Genomic DNA, 17,243 nt, shown 5'->3' with positions numbered 1-17,243 from the left:
TGCGCCGCCGGTGGGGACCCGCCGCCCCGGGGCGGAAGAAAGCCCGGCCCGGCCGTAGTCAGGGCATGGCCCGGCCGGGCCGGTGGTGGAATCCCGTGCGAAGGCCCCGGGCGCGGGAAGGTGGCCTCCGCACGGGAGTTGGGGTGCCCCTGAGGGGCGGGCGGCGCCCGGTGCGGGCCGGGGCCGCCCAGGAGGCACGGGCCGCGGTGCGGCCCATGACTCACAGGCCGTAACGCTCCCTGGCCTCCTTGACGGTCTCCGGCTTGACCTGGCCGCGGCGGGCGAGGGCGGCAAGCGCCTGGACGACCACCGACTGCGGGTCGACGCCGAAGTGGCGGCGGGCCGCCTCGCGGGTGTCGGACAGTCCGAAGCCGTCGGTGCCGATGGAGGTCCAGTCCTGCTCGACCCACGGCGCGATCTGGTCCGGCACCGCCCGCATCCAGTCGCTGACCGCGACGACCGGGCCGGGTGCCCCGGCCAGCGCACGGGTGACGTACGGGATCCGGTCCTCGCCCTCCAGCCGGGCGGCGTCGCACTCCAGGGCGTCCCGCCGCAGCTCCGTCCAGGACGGTGCGGACCACACGTCCGCCGCCACGCCCCAGTCGGCGGCCAGCAGCTGCTGTGCCTCCAGGGCCCAGTGGATGGCGGTGCCGGACGCGAGCAGCTGCAGCTGCGGGCTGTCGGCCTCGGGCCTGGTGCCCTCGTTGAAGCGGTACAGGCCCTTGAGGATGCCCTCCTCGACGCCCTCCGGCATGGCCGGCTGGACCTTGGTCTCGTTGTAGACCGTGAGGTAGTAGAAGACGTCCTCGGCGTCCGGGCCGTACATGCGGCGCAGGCCCTCCTTGACGATGACCGCGACCTCGTAGGCGAAGGCCGGGTCGTAGGAGAGCGCCGCCGGGTTGGTGGAGGCGATCAGGTGCGAGTGGCCGTCGGCGTGCTGGAGGCCCTCGCCGGTCATCGTCGTCCGGCCGGCGGTGGCGCCGATGACGAAGCCGCGGCCCAACTGGTCGGCCAGCGCCCAGAACTGGTCGGCGGTGCGCTGCCAGCCGAACATCGAGTAGAAGATGTAGAAGGGGATCATCGGCTCGCCGTGCGTCGCGTACGACGTCGCGGCGGCGGTGAAGTCGGCGAGCGAACCGGCCTCGGTGATGCCCTCGTTGAGGATCTGGCCGTCCTTGGCCTCCTTGTACCAAAGGAGCTGGTCGCGGTCGACCGGGTCGTACGTCGCGCCCTTGGGGGAGTAGAGGCCGGCGGTCGGGAAGAGCGACTCCATGCCGAAGGTACGGGCCTCGTCGGGGACGATCGGGACCCAGCGCTTGCCGGTCTCCTTGTCCCGCATCAGGTCCTTGATCAGCCGGACGAACGCCATGGTGGTGGCGATCTCCTGGCTGCCGGAGCCCTTCTTGAGGGAGTCGAAGACCTTGTCGGCGGGCATCGGCAGCGGTTTGGCGACGACCTTGCGGGCGGGGGCCGGGCCGTTGAGGGCGGCGCGCCGCTCGCGCAGGTAGACCATCTCGGGGGAGTCCTCGGCAGGGCGCCAGTACGGCACCTGGTCGCCCTCCAGCGCGCTGTCCGGGACGGGGAGTTCGAGCACGTCACGCATGGTGCGGAACTCCGCCATGGTGAGCTTCTTCATCTGGTGGTTGGCGTTGCGGGACTCGAAGCCCGCGCCGAGGGTGTAGCCCTTGACGGTCTGCGCCAGGATGACGGTCGGCGCGCCCTTGTGCTCGACGGCGGCCCGGTAGGCGGCGTACACCTTGCGCGGCTCGTGGCCGGCCCGGGAGGTCTGGAACAGCTCCAGCAGCTTGGCGTCGGTCAGGCGGTTGGCCAGCGCCTGCAGCGACTCGTTCGCGCCGAAGAAGTGCTCGCGCAGGTAGGCGGCGTCGCGGGTGGCGTACGTCTGGAACTGTGCGTCGGGCGTCTCGCCGAGGCGGCGGATCAGGGCGCCGTCGGTGTCGAGCGCGAAGATCTCGTCCCAGGCCTGGCCCCACAGCGACTTGACGACGTTCCAGCCGGCCGCGCGGAACTGGGCCTCCAGCTCCTGCACGATCTTGAAGTTGGGGCGGACCGGGCCGTCGAGGCGCTGCAGATTGCAGTTGATGACGAAGGTCAGGTTGTCCAGGCCCTCACGGCCGGCCAGCGCCAGGGCGGCGGTCGACTCGGGCTCGTCCATCTCGCCGTCGCCCAGGAACGCCCAGACGTGGGATTCGCTGGTGTCCTTGATGCCGCGGTGCTCCAGGTAGCGGTTGAAGCGCGCCTGGTAGATCGCGGAGAGCGGGCCCAGGCCCATGGAGACGGTGGGGAACTCCCACAGCCAGGGCAGCCGCCGCGGGTGCGGGTAGGACGGCAGGCCCTCGCCGCCGGCCTCCTGGCGGAAGTGGTCGAGGTGGTCCTCGGTGAGGCGGCCTTCGAGGAAGGCGCGGGCGTAGATGCCGGGGGAGGCGTGGCCCTGGATGTAGAGCTGGTCGCCGCTGCCTCCCCCAGCTACCGCCAGGGGTGCCCCCAGCCCGTCCTTGCCGCGGAAGAAGTGCTGGAAGCCGGTCTCGTAGAGCCAGGCGGCGGAGGCGAAGGTGGCGATGTGGCCGCCCAGTCCCAGCTTGGAGCCGCGGGTGACCATCGCGGCGGCGTTCCAGCGGTTCCAGGCCGTGATCCTGGCCTCCATCGCCTCGTCGCCCGGGAATTCGGGCTCGGCGGAGGTCGGGATGGTGTTGACGTACTCCGTCTCCAGGAGGGACGGCAGGGCGGTGCCTTCGGTGCGCGCGGTGTGCTCCAGGGCGCGGCGCATCAGGTACGAGGCGCGATGCGGGCCCGCTGCCTTGGTGACGGCGTCAAGCGACTCGCGCCACTCGGCGGTCTCCTCGGGGTCGCGGTCCGGGAGCTGGTCGAGCTGGCTGTACGGCAGGCGCACGGGATCGGGCATGGGTGGCCCCTTTCCGGACGGGAGGGTAGCTCGGGGTGCCGTCGCTGTCGGCCGCGTCCTCAGGGTGGACGGCGGGCCTTGACGACACCCCCTACGAGTTCGGCAGGCAGGGTTGTCGCGCCCCGACGGAAGACGATACGCCTCTGATCGATGATCGATCAACGCTCCGCGGACGAATAACCGCAGGTCGGCACGGGGTGCCGCAATATCGGGCACGGCGTGCCAGTCGATTCGGGGGTCGGTCGCCCCCTCCCGGACGCCCCGTCAGACCCGAGGTGCGCAGCTCAGCACGTGTGACTTGAGCAAGGCGCCGATCTTCGGGTCACGCCGCCGGAACGCGTCCACGATCTCCTGGTGGTCCTGGGCGTGCGAGCGCGGCTCCGGGCTGAACCAGCGGATCGACAGCGTCGTCCAGACCTCGATGCCCAGCGACTCCCAGGTGTGCAGCAGTACGGCGTTCCCGGCGGCCCGCACGATCTCCCGGTGGAAGGCCACCGTGTGCCGCACCTGCGCCTCCCCGTCACCGGCCAGGTCCGCCTCGCGCAGCGCCGCCACCTCGCGCTCCAGCGCCACGGTGTCCTCGGCCAGTCGCCCGGCGGCCAGTTCGGCGGCCACCTGCTCCAGCCCGGCCCGTACCGGGTAGCTCTCCTTGAGGTCGTCCGCGGTCAGATTCCGTACCCGTACGCCCTTGTTCGGCGCCGACTCGATCAGCTGCAGCGACTCCAGCTCCCGCAACGCCTCCCGTACGGGCGTCTGGCTGACCTCCAGCTCCACCGCGATCCGCCGCTCCACGATCCGCTCGCCCGGCTGCCAGCGGCCGCTGACGATCCCCTCGAGGATGTGCTCGCGGATCTGCTCGCGCAGCGAATGGACGACGGGCGGGGTCATGAGGTGCTCCTTCAGAGCGGGTGGTGACGAGAGGGCCATTATCCGGGACGCGCGGACGGGCCCGGGGCGGCGCAGGGGATCGGGAACGCGCAAAGGGGCCGGCCCCGGCTCGTACGAACCGGGGCCGACCCCTGCTGCACACCTATGGCGTGACGGCCGGACTCAGAGACCGATCTCGGTCTCGAACTCGGCGGCCTCCAGGATCTGCTTGACCGTGGTCAGGTAGCGGGCGGCGTCCGCGCCGTCCACCAGACGGTGGTCGTAGGAGAGCGCCAGGTAGGTCATGTCGCGCACCGCGATGGTCTCGCCGAGGTCCGGGTGGTTGATGACCACCGGACGCTTGACGGTCGCACCGATGCCCAGGATGCCGACCTGGTTCGGGGGCACGATGACGGTGTCGAACAGGGCGCCGCGCGAACCGGTGTTGGAGATGGTGAAGGTCGCACCGGACAGCTCGTCCGGCGTGATCTTGTTCGCCCGGACCTTGCCCGCCAGGTCCGCCGTCTTGCGGGCGATACCGGCGATGTTGAGGTCGCCGGCGTCCTTGATGACCGGGGTCATCAGGCCCTTCTCCGCGTCCACCGCGATACCGATGTTCTCGGCGTCGAAGTAGGTGATGGTGCCCTCGTCCTCGTTGATCCGGGCGTTGACGACCGGGTGGGCCTTCAGCGCCTGGACCGCGGCCTTGACGAAGAACGGCATCGGGGAGAGCTTGACGCCCTCACGCTGCGCGAACCCGTCCTTGGCCTTGTTGCGCATCCGCATGATCGCGGTGATGTCCACCTCGACCACGGTGGTCAGCTGCGCCTGGCCGTGCAGGGCCTTCATCATGTTGTCGCCGATGACCTTGCGCATCCGCGGCATCTTGACGGTCTGGCCACGCAGCGGGGACGCCTCGATGACCGGGGCCTTGGAGGCGGCGGCCGGGGCGGCGGCCGGAGCCGGCGCGGCGGCCTTGGCGGCCTCGGCGGCGGCGATGACGTCCTGCTTGCGGACCCGGCCACCGACACCGGTGCCCTTGACCGTGGACAGGTCGACGCCGTTCTCCGCGGCGAGCTTGCGCACCAGCGGGGTCACGTAGGCGCCGTCGCCCTCACCGGCGGCCGGAGCCGGGGCGGGGGTGGCGGCCGGCTGGGGGGCCGGAGCGGCCGGGGCCGGAGCCGGAGCGGCCGGAGCCGGGGCGGGCGCCGGGGCAGCGGCGGCCGGCGCCGGAGCGGGGGCCGGAGCAGGAGCCGGGGCGGGCTCCGGAGCGGCGGCCGGGGCCGGAGCGGCCGGAGCCGGGGCGGCGGCCGGGGCGGCACCGGCCACACCGATGACGGCGAGCTTGGCGCCGACCTCGGCGGTCTCGTCCTCACCGACGACGATCTCCAGCAGGGTGCCGGAAGCCGGCGCGGGGATCTCGGTGTCGACCTTGTCGGTGGAGACCTCCAGCAGCGGCTCGTCGGCCTGGACCTCCTCGCCGACCTCCTTCAGCCAGCGGGTGACGGTGCCCTCCGTGACGCTCTCGCCGAGCGCGGGGAGGACGACGTCAGTGCCCTCGGCGCCGCCCGCGGGGGCAGCGGCGGGGGCGGGGGCCTCGGGGGCCGGAGCCGGGGAAGGCTCGGGCTGCGGCTCGGCCGCGGGCGCCTCGGCGGCGGCCGGGGCCGCCTCGGCCGCGGGCGCACCGCTGCCGTCGTCGATGAGGGCCAGCTCGGCGCCGACCTCCACGGTCTCGTCCTCGGCCACCTTGATGGCGGACAGGATGCCGGCGGCCGGGGCCGGGATCTCGGTGTCGACCTTGTCGGTCGACACCTCGAGCAGGGGCTCGTCGGCCTCGACGCGCTCACCCTCGGCCTTGAGCCAGCGAGTGACGGTGCCCTCGGTGACGCTCTCGCCGAGCGCCGGCAGGGTTACGGAAACCGCCATGGTTTCAGTTGCTCCTTACAAGTGTGGTGCGGATGTGGTCGCGCCCGGGACTGGGGTCAGTCGTGGGAGTGGAGAGGCTTTCCGGCCAGGGCCAGGTGGGCCTCGCCGAGGGCCTCATTCTGCGTCGGGTGCGCGTGCACGAGCTGCGCAACCTCGGCCGGCAGGGCCTCCCAGTTGTAGACCAGCTGGGCCTCACCGACCTGCTCGCCCATACGGTCACCGACCATGTGGACGCCTACCACGGCACCATCCTTGACCTGGACGAGCTTGATCTCGCCCGTGGTCTTGAGGATCTTGCTCTTGCCGTTGCCCGCGAGGTTGTACTTGAGAGCGACGACCTTGTCGGCGCCGTACAGCTCCTTGGCCTTGGCCTCGGTGATACCCACCGAAGCGACCTCGGGGTGGCAGTACGTGACGCGCGGCACGCCGTCGTAGTCGATCGGCACGGTCTTCTGACCGGCCAGCCGCTCCGCCACCAGCATGCCCTCGGCGAAGCCGACGTGGGCGAGCTGGAGGGTGGGAACGAGGTCACCGACGGCCGAGATGGTCGGCACGTTGGTCTGCATGTACTCGTCGGCCAGGACGTAGCCGCGGTCCATCGCGACGCCCTGCTCCTCGTAGCCCAGGCCCGCCGAGACCGGCCCGCGGCCGATCGCGACCAGGAGCACCTCGGCCTCGAAGGTCTTGCCGTCGGCGAGGGTGACCTTCACGCCGTCGGCGGTGTACTCGGCCTTGTCGAAGAAGGTGCCGAGGTTGAACTTGATGCCCCGCTTGCGGAAGGCCCGCTCCAGCAGCTTGGAGCTGTTCTCGTCCTCGACCGGCACGAGGTGCTTGAGGCCCTCGATGATGGTCACGTCGGTGCCGAAGGACTTCCACGCGGAGGCGAACTCGACGCCGATGACGCCGCCGCCCAGCACGATCGCGGACTTCGGCACGCGGTCCAGCGTCAGCGCGTGGTCCGAGGAGATGATGCGGTTGCCGTCGATCTCCAGGCCCGGCAGCGACTTCGGCACCGAGCCGGTCGCCAGCAGGACGTGGCGGCCCTGGACACGCTGGCCGTTCACATCGACGGAGGTCGGGGAGGACAGCCGGCCCTCGCCCTCGATGTACGTCACCTTGCGGGAGGCGATCAGGCCCTGCAGGCCCTTGTACAGGCCCGAGACGACCTCGTCCTTGTACTTGTGGACCGCCTCGATGTCGATGCCCTCGAAGGTGGCCTTGACACCGAACTGCTCGCTCTCGCGGGCCTGGTCGGCGATCTCACCGGCGTGCAGCAGAGCCTTGGTGGGGATGCAGCCGTTGTGCAGGCAGGTACCGCCGACCTTGCCCTTCTCGATCAGGGCGACGTCCAGGCCCAGCTGCGCCCCGCGCAGGGCAGCGGCGTAACCACCGCTACCGCCTCCGAGGATCACTAGGTCGAAAACGGTGCTGGCGTCGTTCGCCACGTCACGTCCTCCATGCATGGGTACGCCGGAGCCGGTCTCCGATGACCGGGCGGCGGCTGTGGTTCGGCCGCATTTACTTCGGCCCTGGGTAAGGGGGGCCCTGTCCTGCCGAGAACCCATCTTCGCACTTGTTCCACGAAGCCGGGACGGCGGGCCGGGCTCGGGGCGGACGATCAGCTGCCCCGTATGGGTTACTGGCGCGTACTTGCGTACGGATTTCGTTGAGGGCGAACACGGGCGTATACGCACCTACGGCCCCGGGCGGTATGCCCGGGGCCGTACGGATATAACGGGCAAGAGGAAGAAAGCTCCCCGAGTTGACCGTCAGCCCAGGTCGCCCGCGGCGGTACGCTCCGCCAGCCGCACCAGGGTGCGCACCGCGGATCCCGTGCCGCCCTTGGGGGTGTAGCCCCAGGGAGCTCCTTCGTGGAAGGCCGGGCCCGCGATGTCCAGGTGCGCCCACGGGATGCCCTCGCCGACGAACTCCTTCAGGAAGAGCCCGGCCACCAGGCCGCCGCCCATCCGCTCGCCCATGTTGGCGAGGTCGGCGACCGGGGAGTCCATGCCCTTGCGCAGGTGGCCGGGCATCGGCATCGGCCAGGACTGCTCGCCGACCTCCTCCGCGATCTCGTGGACCGAGGTGCGGAAGGCGTCGTCGTTGGCCATGATCCCGAAGTGGCGGTGGCCCAGCGCCAGCACCATCGCACCGGTCAGCGTCGCGACGTCCACGATCGCGTCCGGGGACTCCTCCGAGGCGCGGGTCAGCGCGTCGGCCAGGACCAGGCGGCCCTCGGCGTCGGTGTTGAGCACCTCGACGGTCTTGCCGCTGTACATGGTCAGCACGTCACCGGGACGGGTGGCGGAGCCGGACGGCATGTTCTCGGCGAGCGCCAGCCAGCCGGTGACATTCACCTCCAGGCCCAGTTTGGCGGCGGCCACGACCGTGGCGAACACCGCGGCGGCGCCGCTCATGTCGCACTTCATGGTCTCGTTGTGACCGGCCGGCTTGAGCGAGATGCCGCCCGAGTCGTAGGTGATGCCCTTGCCGACCAGCGCCAGGGTCTTGGTGGCCTTGGCGTGCGTGTGCGCGATCCGCACCAGCCGCGGCGGGGCTTCCGCACCCTGTCCGACGCCCAGGAGACCGCCGTAGCCGCCCTTCTTGAGCGCCTTCTCGTCGAGCACCTCGACCTTGAGGCCGAACTCCTTGGCCGCGGCCTGCGCCTCGGCGGCGAAGGACTTCGGGTGGAGGTCGTTGGGCGGCATGTTGATCAGGTCGCGGGCGCGGTTGATCTCCGCGGCCAGGGCCTGGGCGCGCTCGGCGGCGGCCTTGAACTCCTTGTCGCGCGGCTTGCCGCCGAGGATCGCGGCCTCCGCGAGCGGCGCCGACTTGGCGTCGTTCTTCTTGCTGCCCTTGGCGTTCTGCCCGTTGCCGTTGCTGCGGTACGCGGTGAAGGAGTACGCGCCGAGCAGTGCGCCCTCGCTCACCGCGGCGGCCGCCTCGGCGTCCTCGACGGGCAGTGCGAAGCCGGCCTTCTTGGTGCCGGTCAGCGCGCGGGCGGCGCTGCCCGCGGCGCGCCGGAGCGCCTCGTTGTCGTAGCCGTCGTCCTTGCCCGGCGCCTCGCCGAGGCCGACCGCCACCACGACAGGTGCCTTGAGGCCGTCCGCGGCGGGCAGCTTGGTCACCTCGCCCTCGGCACCACTCGCGCCGAGGGTCTCCAGCACGGCGGCGAGCTTGCCGCCGAAGGCCTTGTCCACGGCTTCCGCGCCGGGGGCGACAACGACGCCCTTGGCGCCCTTGGCCACGCCGACGACGACGGCATCCGCGCGCACCGTTGCGGCGGAAGAAGTACTGAGGGTCAGTGCAGTCACGGTGATGAAGGTCCTGTTCCGTCCGGGGAATCCGTCTGCGCGCAGCGCGCTGCTGCGGCCGAGCCTACGCTCGGCGGCGCCACAAGGCCCGTCCGATACCACACCGCCACATAACGGGGCCCCGGCAGTTACCGGAATGCAGGGCGAACTGACCTTCCTGGTAAGCGAGTTGACCGAACCCCGAGGGCGCGCCCGGGCGCTATCCGAGCGTCAACGCCACCAGCGCCGTGAGCCCCGCGCTCTCCGCGAGTGCCCCGAACACATCGCCGGTCACCCCGCCGAAGCGCCGCCGGCAGTGCCGCAGCAGCAACTCGCCCAGCCCGAGGCCGAGCAGCACCGCCGCCCCGGCGTGCAGCGCGCCGTACGGGCCGAAGGCGGCGCCGGCGACCGCGCATCCGGCGGCCGTCACCCCCGTGCACAGCAGCGCCGCCCGCACCGGGACGGTGCCCGCGACCGCCGCGCCGAGTCCCTCCGGACGGGCGGCCGGCACCCCCGCGCGGGAGGCGAGCGTCAGGGCGCAGCGTGCGGTGACCGCCGCAACGGCCGCCGCGACGGCGCCGCGTGCCCAGCCGTCCGCGTACAACGCGTCCAGCGCGGCGACCTGGGCCAGCAGGGCGAACAACAGCGTGATGACCCCGAACGGGCCGATGTCGGACTGCTTCATGATGCGCAGCGCGTCCTCGGCGGGCTTGCCGCTGCCCAGACCGTCGGCGGTGTCGGCGAGCCCGTCCAGATGCAGTCCGCGGGTGAGCTGGGCGGGGACCGCGGCGGTGGCGACCGCGGCGAGCAGCGGACCGCCGCCGAGCAGCAGCAGCGCCGCGCCGAGCGCGGCCGCGCACAGCCCGACGACCAGCCCGGCCAGCGGCGCACAGAGCATGCCGCCGCGCGCCGCCTCCCGGTCCCAGCGGGTGACGCGTACCGGCAGCACGGTCAGCGTCCCGAAGGCGAAGCGCAGGGCGTCGGAGGGAGCCGGAGGAGTGGGGGTGTCGGTCACCGCGGCAGGCTATCCGGGCGTCCGCCGCGTTTGGCTGCCGGTCCTGACCAGCAAAACAGGGCCTAATGGTGACGAGGTGCCTTACCCGACAAATGGGGAGCGTGTGGGATGGGCCACTGGTGGTACCGCAACATCGTCGAGCCGGGGAAGCTGCCGCTGCTGCTCGCCCTCGCCTCGTTCGTGCTGACCTTCCTCGTGACCCGGGCCATCACCCGGCTCATCCGCGCGGGCAAGGGGCCGTTCCGCAATGTCACTCCCGGCGGTGTGCACGTCCACCACGTCGTGCCCGGAGTGATCCTGATGGTCATCGGCGGCTTCATCGCCCTTGCGGGCGGCCGGCGCGGCTTCGGTGCCGGTGTCGCGGCGGTGCTCTTCGGTATGGGCGTGGGCCTCGTCCTGGACGAGTTCGCGCTGATCCTCCACCTCGACGACGTGTACTGGACCGAGGAGGGGGCCAAGAGCGTCGAGATCGTCATCCTCACCGTCGCCCTGGTCGCCCTGATCCTCGGCGGTTTCCTGCCGTTCGGCGTCAATGAACTCAGTCCGGAGGAGTCGACCGACCGCTTCACGGTCGTCCGGACCGTGGCCGTCAACTTCCTCTTCGCGCTCGTCGCGCTCACCAAGGGGAAGGGCCGGATCGCGGTCATCGGGGTCTTCGTGCCGTTCGTCGCGCTCTTCGGCGCGATCCGGCTGGCCCGCCCCAACTCGCCCTGGGCCAGGCGCTTCTACCGCAGACGCCCGAAGGCGCGGGCCCGTGCCAGGGTCCGCGCCTACCGTCACGACCTCCGCTGGTCGGCGCTGCGCCGCAAGGTCGAGCATGTCATCGGGGGCGCTCCCAGCCGCTGACCCGCTGTGCGTCCCCCGGCTTGCGCGGCCGCCGCACCTCCCACAGCGCACACACCGCCAGCACCGCCAGCACCGCCGCGACATGCTCCTTGCCGGCCAGGTTGTTCTTGATGGACACCACCTCGACGACCATCGCCATGGCGACCACGCCACAGGTGAACCACGCGCGATAGCGCCAGCACACGAACACCGCCAGCCCCACCACGGCCGCCGACGGCCCGGTGTCGATGACGTACTTGTCCGAGTCGGGCAGCCCGACGGGGCTCACCGGGCCGATCCAGATGCCGATCCGCGCGTACATCGTCCCGGCGAGCGTGGCGACGTAGGCGACCAGCAGCGTCTGCCGCCAGCCCACACAGATCTCCGCGATCCCGAAGACCACCAGGATCTGCGCCAGCGCCCCCCACACCGGAAGGTCCAGCGCGGGCATGAACAGCGACAGGGGGGTGCGCAGCAAGGCCACCCACAGATGCTCGTAGGCCTGTACGGAGCCGATGTTCTGGACCGTCCGGTAGCCCCAGGCCTGGTTCTGCACGAACTGGAGGACCAGGGTCAGACACACCGCGGTGAGCGTCACCGGGATCGCCCGCAGCTTCGTCGTGACCAGCGAGGACCGCACCGTCCGCAGCAGTGGGCCCCATTCGGCACGCGCGGCGCGGCGCAGGGCGGGCACCTGCCGGGGCACCGGCGCGGCTACCTCCCCCCTCGCCCCCGCCTCGCTCATCTCGCATTCTCCAGATGCTTGCGGTTCAGCCACTTGGGCAGACCAGGTGCTTCCAAAAAGCCTTCCGCACGGCCGGCGGCGATTCCGATCCGCAGCAAATCGGTGCTCTTTTCGAAGAGCATGTACCGCGGCTCCCAGATCGGCCGGTATTTCGCATTGGCGCGATAGAGCGATTCGATCTGCCACCACCGGGAGAAGAAGCTGAGCAGTGAGCGCCACAGGCGCAGCACCGGGCCCGCGCCGAGTCGCGATCCACGTTCGAAGACGGAACGGAACATCGCGAAGTTGAGCGAGAGTTGAGTGATCTCCACCTCTTTCGCCCGCTGGATCAACTCCAGCACCACGAACTCCATCAGCCCGTTCTCGGAGTTCCGGTCCCGGCGCATCAGGTCCAGCGAAAGGCCCTTCTCGCCCCAGGGCACGAAGCTGAGCAGCGCCCGCAGTTCGCCCTCTTCCTCTCCCGTGCCGCCGTCCCGGCATTCGAGCATCACGCAGCGCCCGTCGCCCGGGTCGCCGAGCCGGCCCAGCGCCATCGAGAAACCGCGCTCGGTCTCCCCGTCGCGCCAGTCGTCGGCCAGCCGCAGCAGGTGCGCCATCTCCGGTGCCGGGATGTCCTCGTGGCGCCGGATACGGACGGTGTAGCCGGCCCGCTCGACGCGGTGGTAGGCCTGCCGTACGGTGCGCATCGCGCGGCCGCCGAGCGTGAACTCCGCGGTGTCCACGATCGCTTCGTCGCCGAGCTCCAGCGCATCCAGACCGTGCCGGGCGTAGATCGTGCCGCCCTCCTCGCTCGCGCCCATCACCGCGGGCGCCCAGCCGTGCTCCCGTGCCTCGGCCAGCCACACCTCGATCGCCCCGGGCCAGGCCTCGGGGTCACCCAGCGGATCGCCGGAGGCCAGCGACACCCCGCCCACGACGCGGTAGGTGACCGCCGCCTTGCCGCTGGGGGAGAACAGCACGCTCTTGTCGCGGCGCAGCGCGAAGTAGCCCAGCGAATCACGGGCGCCGTGCCGTGCCAGGAGGGCGCGCAGCCGCTCCTCGTCGTCCTCGGTGATCGGGTCGGTGCTGCGCACGGACCGGAACGCCGCCCACAGGACCGCGACCAGCAGCAGCGTGCTGAGCACATTGATCGTGACATTGACCCAGTTCGGGGTGGCGATCTCCGGGAATGCCCGGTCGTCGGCGGCCAGCGACACCAGCCGCATCAGGCCGTAGCGCCAGCGCTGCACAAACGTCGAGGCACCGTCCCCGGCGGTGTTGGTGACGGTCACCAGCAGCGCCGCGAGCAGCGAGGCGGCCAGCAGACCGACGGCCGCGACCGTCGCCGCCAGCTTCGGGTTCGCGCGGTCGCCCTTCGCGGAGAACTCGCGGCGCCCGGCCACCAGCGCGACGGCGAACAGCACGGTCAATGCCAGTGACACCCAGTTCTGCACATGTCCGCGGAACTCCGGGGCCACCGCCATCCCGAATCCGAAGAGCAGCGCCAGCAGCCCGGACAGCACCAGATTCAAAATCCATGCCGCCCGCTTGCGGCGGCGCAGGGTCACCGACAGGAAGAGCGAGAAGGCGCCGGAGGCGAACCCCGCCGTCAGCAGATACGGAGTGAAGAATTCCGCAATGTTGTGCCGGCGGATGTCATTGCCGAACGACACCCATACCGCGCTCAGCAAATTGATGAAGGTGACCGTGCGCAGATACCAGATGCCGAATGCGGCACCACGCTGTGACCACGTGCCGCGAGGGGGGCGGTCTTCGTCCGGACTCAAGCGATGTCTCCCAGAAAACGTGTAAACCGTGATCTTATGGGGCGCCGCCGGTGGTCCGGTACGGGCGTGAAGTGATGAGCGCCCTGGCCGGGCGCTCGTCCGATCGCTTCGTACGGTGGCCGGCCAGGGTAGGCCGGTGCCGGGTCAGTCGCGTACGGGCAGTTCTGCCGCCAGGGCCGCGGCCGCCTGCACCAATGGCAGGGCCAGCAGCGCCCCCGTCCCCTCTCCAGCAGTGACGCCGTGGTCGAGCAGAGGGTTGAGTGCGATCCGGTCCAGCGCCTTCGCCTGCGCCGGCTCCCCGCTCGCCTGACCGGCCACCCACCAGTCCGGAGCCCGGAACGCCACCCGCTGCGCCACCAGCGCACAGGCCGCCGAGACCACCCCGTCCAGGATCACCGGCGTACGGCGCACCGCGCTCTGCAGGAGAAAGCCGGTCATCGCGGTCAGATCCGCGCCGCCGACCGTGGCCAGCAGCTCCAGCTGGTCGCCGAGCACCGGACGGGCCCGCCGCAGTGCGTCGCGGATCGCCGCGCACTTGCGCATCCAGGCCAGATCGTCGATGGGGGCCCCGCCCCGTCCGGTGACCACCGAGGCATCCGTGCCGCACAGCGCGGCGATCAGGGTGCTCGCGGCGGTCGTCCCGCCGACGCTCAGATCGCCCAGCACCACCAGATCGGTACCGGCGTCCGCCTCCTCGTCCGCGACGGCCATCCCGGCCCGGAACGCCGCCTCGGCCTCCTCCGCCGTCAGCGCGTCCTCGATATCGATGCGCCCGGAACCGCGCCGCACCCGGTGCCGGGTGACGTCCTCGGGCAGCTCCTCCGGGTCGCAGTCCACCGACAGATCCACCACACGCAGCTGCGCCCCGGCGCCACGGGCCAGCACCGCGGCCGGGCTCGCCCCGTCCAGCACGGCCCGTACGAGTTCCTTGGTGCCGCCGGCCGGCCGGGCCGACACCCCGAGCTCGGCCACCCCGTGATCGCCCGCGAACAGCAGCGCGCGCGGCCGCTCGACGGGCCGCACCGGCACCTGTTGCTGCGCCGCGGCCAGCCACTCACCCAGCTCGTCGAGGCGGCCGAGCGCACCCGGCGGCACGGCCAGCTGTGCCCGCCGCTCCTCGGCGTCACGGCGCACCCCGCCATCGGGGCGCTCGATCAGATGGGCGAAGTCGTCGAGGTTCAAGGCGCTCATTGGGCGCAGATTACCGTCAACTCACCGCTGACGAGGCGCGCCGGGGGGATCGGGCCGGTGCGAACCGGACCTCGCACACCAGCGGCGTCAGTGCGCGCAGTACCGGGACGCGGCGCACCGGCCACACCAGCCGCGCCGGCAGGCCGCCCGTCACCGGACGTTCCGGCGAAGCCGGCACCGGGCCGAGTTCACGCACCGCGGCGATGCCCGGGTGGGCACCGGCCAGCCGCGGCAGTTGGGCACGCTCCAGCCCCCAACGCACCGGAACCGGCCACCGGCCGCCCGCTCCGGAGGCCAGCCGGACCAGCGCGGCCGCCCGCCGTGGCAGCGCGTCAAAGACCAGCACACCACCGGGAAACCGCTCCGCACACGCCGCCAGCAGTGCGTGCACCGCGGCCGGCGGCAGCCGCATCAGCACCCCGGGAGCCGTGATGATGACCCCGCGCCACGGCTCCCGCACCGCGTCCAGCCAGCCGAGATCGGTCACCGCGCGGGCGACGGTACGCCGCCGGGCGCCGTCCGGAAGCAGCATCCGGCGCACCGCCGCGGTCTCCGGCGGCACCACCGTCAGCCAGGTGAGCCGCCCGTTGTCCAGCCGCCAGAACCCGGTGCCGAGCCCCTCGCCGAGCGCGACCACCGTCGCCTCCGGATGCCGTTGCAGATAGGCACGTACGGCCGCGTCGAAACGCCGCAAGCGCCCTCCCGGCTCCCGGGCGGCCCCCGCTCCCCACCCGGCCGGCGCTTCGGATTCGGTCCGCTCGGATTCGGTCACGGGTCAAGAGCACCCGGCGCCGCGCCCCCGGGCAAGCGGACACGGGCCCCACCGGCCGTCCGTCATCCACGCAGCGCAAGCGCCTGGCCCGCGACCACCAGCAGCACCTGCTCGCACTCCGCGCCGAACGCCGCGTTCAGCCGCCCCAGTTCGTCACGGAACCGACGGCCCGCCGCGCTCGCCGGGACGACGCCGGAGCCGACCTCGTTGCTCACCGCCACCACCTGCCGGTGCGTCTCCCGTACCGCCGCCACCAGCGCATCGGTGCGCTCCCGCAGCGCCTTGCGGCCACCGGCCTCCCAGGTCGCGTCGTCCCACGCCCCGACCTCGTCCATGACATGCGTCAGCCACAGCGCCAGACAGTCGATGAGCAGCGGCGACGCCTCGGCCGGGCGGCCGGTGCCGGGGTCCGCGCCGGGCCCGCTCGCCGCCAGCAGCGGCACCAGATCGCAGGTCTCGACGGTGCGCCAGCTGCTGGGCCGCCGCTCGCGGTGCAGCGAGACCCGCTGCGCCCAGTCCTGGTCGCCGTCCCGGGTGCCCCCGGTGGCCACGTACACCACGCCAGGGAAGGCCGCGAGCCGCCGCTCCGCCTCCACCGACTTCCCGCTGCGCGCCCCGCCCAGCACCAGGGTCCGCCGCGGCAGATCCGGCACCGCGTGGAACTCGCCGACCATCAGCGTGCTGCCGTCCGCCACCGCGCGGGCCCCCACCGCCGCCAGCCGGCGATGCAGTTCGGGCCCCGGCGGCACGCCGTGGTCGATGTGCACCGCGACCACGTCCGTCGCCGCGTCGACCGCGCCGCTCGCCCGTAGCCTGGCCAGCGCATCGGGCCGCTCCAGTACGTCGAGCAGCACCAGGTCGTACGGACCGGTGCCGCCCGTGCCCTCGTATCCGCCGCCCGCCGACCGGCCGTTCCCGTCGCCCAGCCCGGCCGGCGCCGCGCCCGGCGGCAGGTACAGCAGCCGCTCGCCGTCGGCGCCGGAGATCTCATAGCCGGTACCCGGGATGTCCACCGCGACGGCGCGCACCCGGTGCCCGTCGAGCAGCGCCAGCTCCCTCCCGTCCGCGACCCGGCCCGGCTGCGGCAGCCCGGCCGGCACCTCCATCACCGGACCGTCGTGCGGATGCGAGAGCAGCACCTGCCGCACGCCCGCCAGCGACTGCCCGGCACGGGCGGCAGCAAAGGCCGGGCCCGGCGTCAGATCGATCATCAACGCGCCGTCGACGAGCAGCGCGGTCGCCGCCCGCGCCTCGTCGCCGACGGCGGTCGCACAGGCGGCACACGGGCAGCCGGGGCGCGGCAGCCCCTGCGGGGCTCCGGTGCCGAGGAGAGTCACATCCACACCGCAGAGTTTCTCGCGTCCGCGCCGGGCGGGCGCGGCGGGGGCGGACTCGACACGGCCGTTAGGCTGCCGATCAGCACGGAAGCACGGCACGGCGGAGTGCGCAGGACGCGCCCCGCGGTGGCACAGATTCGTACTCGGTGGGATCCAGGAGGCGCACATGGCGTGGACGTGGCGGTTCGAGAAGGCCGACGGTTCGGAGACGGCGCCGGCCGTGCAACCGGAGGAGTTCACCACGCAGGGCGACGCGGAGTCCTGGATCGGCGAGGAGTGGAAGGCTCTCCTCGAGGGCGGCGTCGACCAGGTCAGGCTCTTCGAGGACAGCACCGAAATCTACACCGGCCCCATGAGCCTGCACGCGGACGCGGAGGCCTGAGCCCGACGGCACCGGTCCGGGCGCTCCCGCATGACGCCCGGACCGGTGCCGCACGAGGCAGGGCGGTGCCGAAGGGCGCCCGGCGATGCCGAACGACGTCCGGCCGGGCCCCCCCCGGCCCGGCCGGCGGGCCAACAAAAACCCCCCCGCCCGGGCGGCCCCCCCCCCGCGGGGGGCCCGCGGGCCCCCCCCCCCCCCCCCCCC

General features: G+C 72.2%; 13 protein-coding genes. 2 read left to right on the top strand and 11 right to left on the bottom strand.

Annotated features, from left to right (window positions below):
• Nucleotides 1-220 precede the first annotated feature (220 nt).
• From aceE to ACWGI6_RS31715, 6 genes are all read right to left on the bottom strand, one after another.
• Nucleotides 221-2,920, bottom strand: a complete 2,700-nt coding sequence (gene aceE / locus ACWGI6_RS31740) for a pyruvate dehydrogenase (acetyl-transferring), homodimeric type (RefSeq protein ID WP_453270704.1) — start codon at nt 2,918-2,920, stop codon at nt 221-223.
• A 264-nt stretch (nt 2,921-3,184) separates the two neighbouring features.
• The gene (locus ACWGI6_RS31735) at nt 3,185-3,808 is read right to left on the bottom strand and encodes a GntR family transcriptional regulator (RefSeq protein WP_453270703.1); all 624 of its coding nucleotides are present in this window, start codon (nt 3,806-3,808) and stop codon (nt 3,185-3,187) included.
• 162 nt (nt 3,809-3,970) lie between these two features.
• Complete coding sequence (gene sucB, locus ACWGI6_RS31730) at nt 3,971-5,713, bottom strand: 2-oxoglutarate dehydrogenase, E2 component, dihydrolipoamide succinyltransferase (RefSeq protein WP_453270702.1); 1,743 nt, start codon at nt 5,711-5,713, stop codon at nt 3,971-3,973.
• A gap of 56 nt (nt 5,714-5,769) precedes the next feature.
• A complete protein-coding gene (lpdA, locus tag ACWGI6_RS31725) occupies nt 5,770-7,158 on the bottom strand; it encodes a dihydrolipoyl dehydrogenase (protein ID WP_453270701.1) in 1,389 nt (462 codons plus the stop codon).
• Nucleotides 7,159-7,482: 324 nt separating this feature from the next.
• Complete coding sequence (locus ACWGI6_RS31720; RefSeq protein ID WP_453270700.1) at nt 7,483-9,027, bottom strand: leucyl aminopeptidase; 1,545 nt, start codon at nt 9,025-9,027, stop codon at nt 7,483-7,485.
• A 199-nt stretch (nt 9,028-9,226) separates the two neighbouring features.
• Nucleotides 9,227-10,021 (bottom strand): adenosylcobinamide-GDP ribazoletransferase, encoded by a 795-nt coding sequence (locus ACWGI6_RS31715; protein WP_453270699.1) that lies wholly within the window; start codon nt 10,019-10,021, stop codon nt 9,227-9,229.
• Nucleotides 10,022-10,129: 108 nt separating this feature from the next.
• Here ACWGI6_RS31715 and ACWGI6_RS31710 point away from each other — a divergent pair, with 108 nt between their 5' ends.
• Entirely contained in the window at nt 10,130-10,867 is a 738-nt protein-coding gene (locus ACWGI6_RS31710; RefSeq protein WP_393910026.1) for a hypothetical protein, read from the top strand.
• Here the strand turns inward: ACWGI6_RS31710 and ACWGI6_RS31705 are convergent.
• The 5 genes from ACWGI6_RS31705 to ACWGI6_RS31685 all read right to left on the bottom strand — a co-directional run bounded on the left by ACWGI6_RS31705 (nt 10,842) and on the right by ACWGI6_RS31685 (nt 16,663).
• A complete protein-coding gene (locus ACWGI6_RS31705; protein WP_453270698.1) occupies nt 10,842-11,591 on the bottom strand; it encodes a hypothetical protein in 750 nt (249 codons plus the stop codon). The two genes, ACWGI6_RS31710 and ACWGI6_RS31705, sit on opposite strands and share 26 nt — an antisense overlap.
• On the bottom strand, nt 11,588-13,357 hold the full coding sequence (locus ACWGI6_RS31700) for a phosphatidylglycerol lysyltransferase domain-containing protein (protein ID WP_453270697.1): 1,770 nt from the start codon (nt 13,355-13,357) through the stop codon (nt 11,588-11,590). Before ACWGI6_RS31700 ends, ACWGI6_RS31705 begins: the two co-directional genes overlap by 4 nt.
• Nucleotides 13,358-13,501: 144 nt before the next feature.
• On the bottom strand, nt 13,502-14,548 hold the full coding sequence (gene cobT / locus ACWGI6_RS31695) for a nicotinate-nucleotide--dimethylbenzimidazole phosphoribosyltransferase (RefSeq protein WP_453270696.1): 1,047 nt from the start codon (nt 14,546-14,548) through the stop codon (nt 13,502-13,504).
• Between the two features lie 16 nt (nt 14,549-14,564).
• A complete protein-coding gene (locus tag ACWGI6_RS31690; protein WP_453270695.1) occupies nt 14,565-15,242 on the bottom strand; it encodes a class I SAM-dependent methyltransferase in 678 nt (225 codons plus the stop codon).
• A gap of 140 nt (nt 15,243-15,382) precedes the next feature.
• On the bottom strand, nt 15,383-16,663 hold the full coding sequence (locus ACWGI6_RS31685; protein ID WP_453270694.1) for a bifunctional adenosylcobinamide kinase/adenosylcobinamide-phosphate guanylyltransferase: 1,281 nt from the start codon (nt 16,661-16,663) through the stop codon (nt 15,383-15,385).
• Between the two features lie 160 nt (nt 16,664-16,823).
• Between ACWGI6_RS31685 and ACWGI6_RS31680 the strand changes: the two genes are divergently transcribed.
• Entirely contained in the window at nt 16,824-17,039 is a 216-nt protein-coding gene (locus ACWGI6_RS31680) for a hypothetical protein (protein WP_030990821.1), read from the top strand.
• Nucleotides 17,040-17,243 lie beyond the last annotated feature (204 nt).

The sequence above is a fragment of the Streptomyces sp. NPDC054786 genome (assembly GCF_053611685.1).
The sequence above is the reverse complement of the archived record's forward strand: the minus strand, read 5'-3'. Positions and strand labels throughout refer to the sequence as shown.

Bases quoted from the DNA above. Each gene is read 5' to 3' on its own strand.
- aceE (WP_453270704.1), bottom strand. From the start codon at position 2,920: ATGCCCGATCCCGTGCGCCTGCCGTACAGCCAGCTCGACCAGCTCCCG.
- ACWGI6_RS31735 (WP_453270703.1), bottom strand. From the start codon at position 3,808: ATGACCCCGCCCGTCGTCCATTCGCTGCGCGAGCAGATCCGCGAGCAC.
- sucB (WP_453270702.1), bottom strand. From the start codon at position 5,713: ATGGCGGTTTCCGTAACCCTGCCGGCGCTCGGCGAGAGCGTCACCGAG.
- ACWGI6_RS31710 (WP_393910026.1), top strand. From the start codon at position 10,130: ATGGGCCACTGGTGGTACCGCAACATCGTCGAGCCGGGGAAGCTGCCG.
- ACWGI6_RS31705 (WP_453270698.1), bottom strand. From the start codon at position 11,591: ATGAGCGAGGCGGGGGCGAGGGGGGAGGTAGCCGCGCCGGTGCCCCGG.
- cobT (WP_453270696.1), bottom strand. From the start codon at position 14,548: ATGAGCGCCTTGAACCTCGACGACTTCGCCCATCTGATCGAGCGCCCC.
- ACWGI6_RS31680 (WP_030990821.1), top strand. From the start codon at position 16,824: ATGGCGTGGACGTGGCGGTTCGAGAAGGCCGACGGTTCGGAGACGGCG.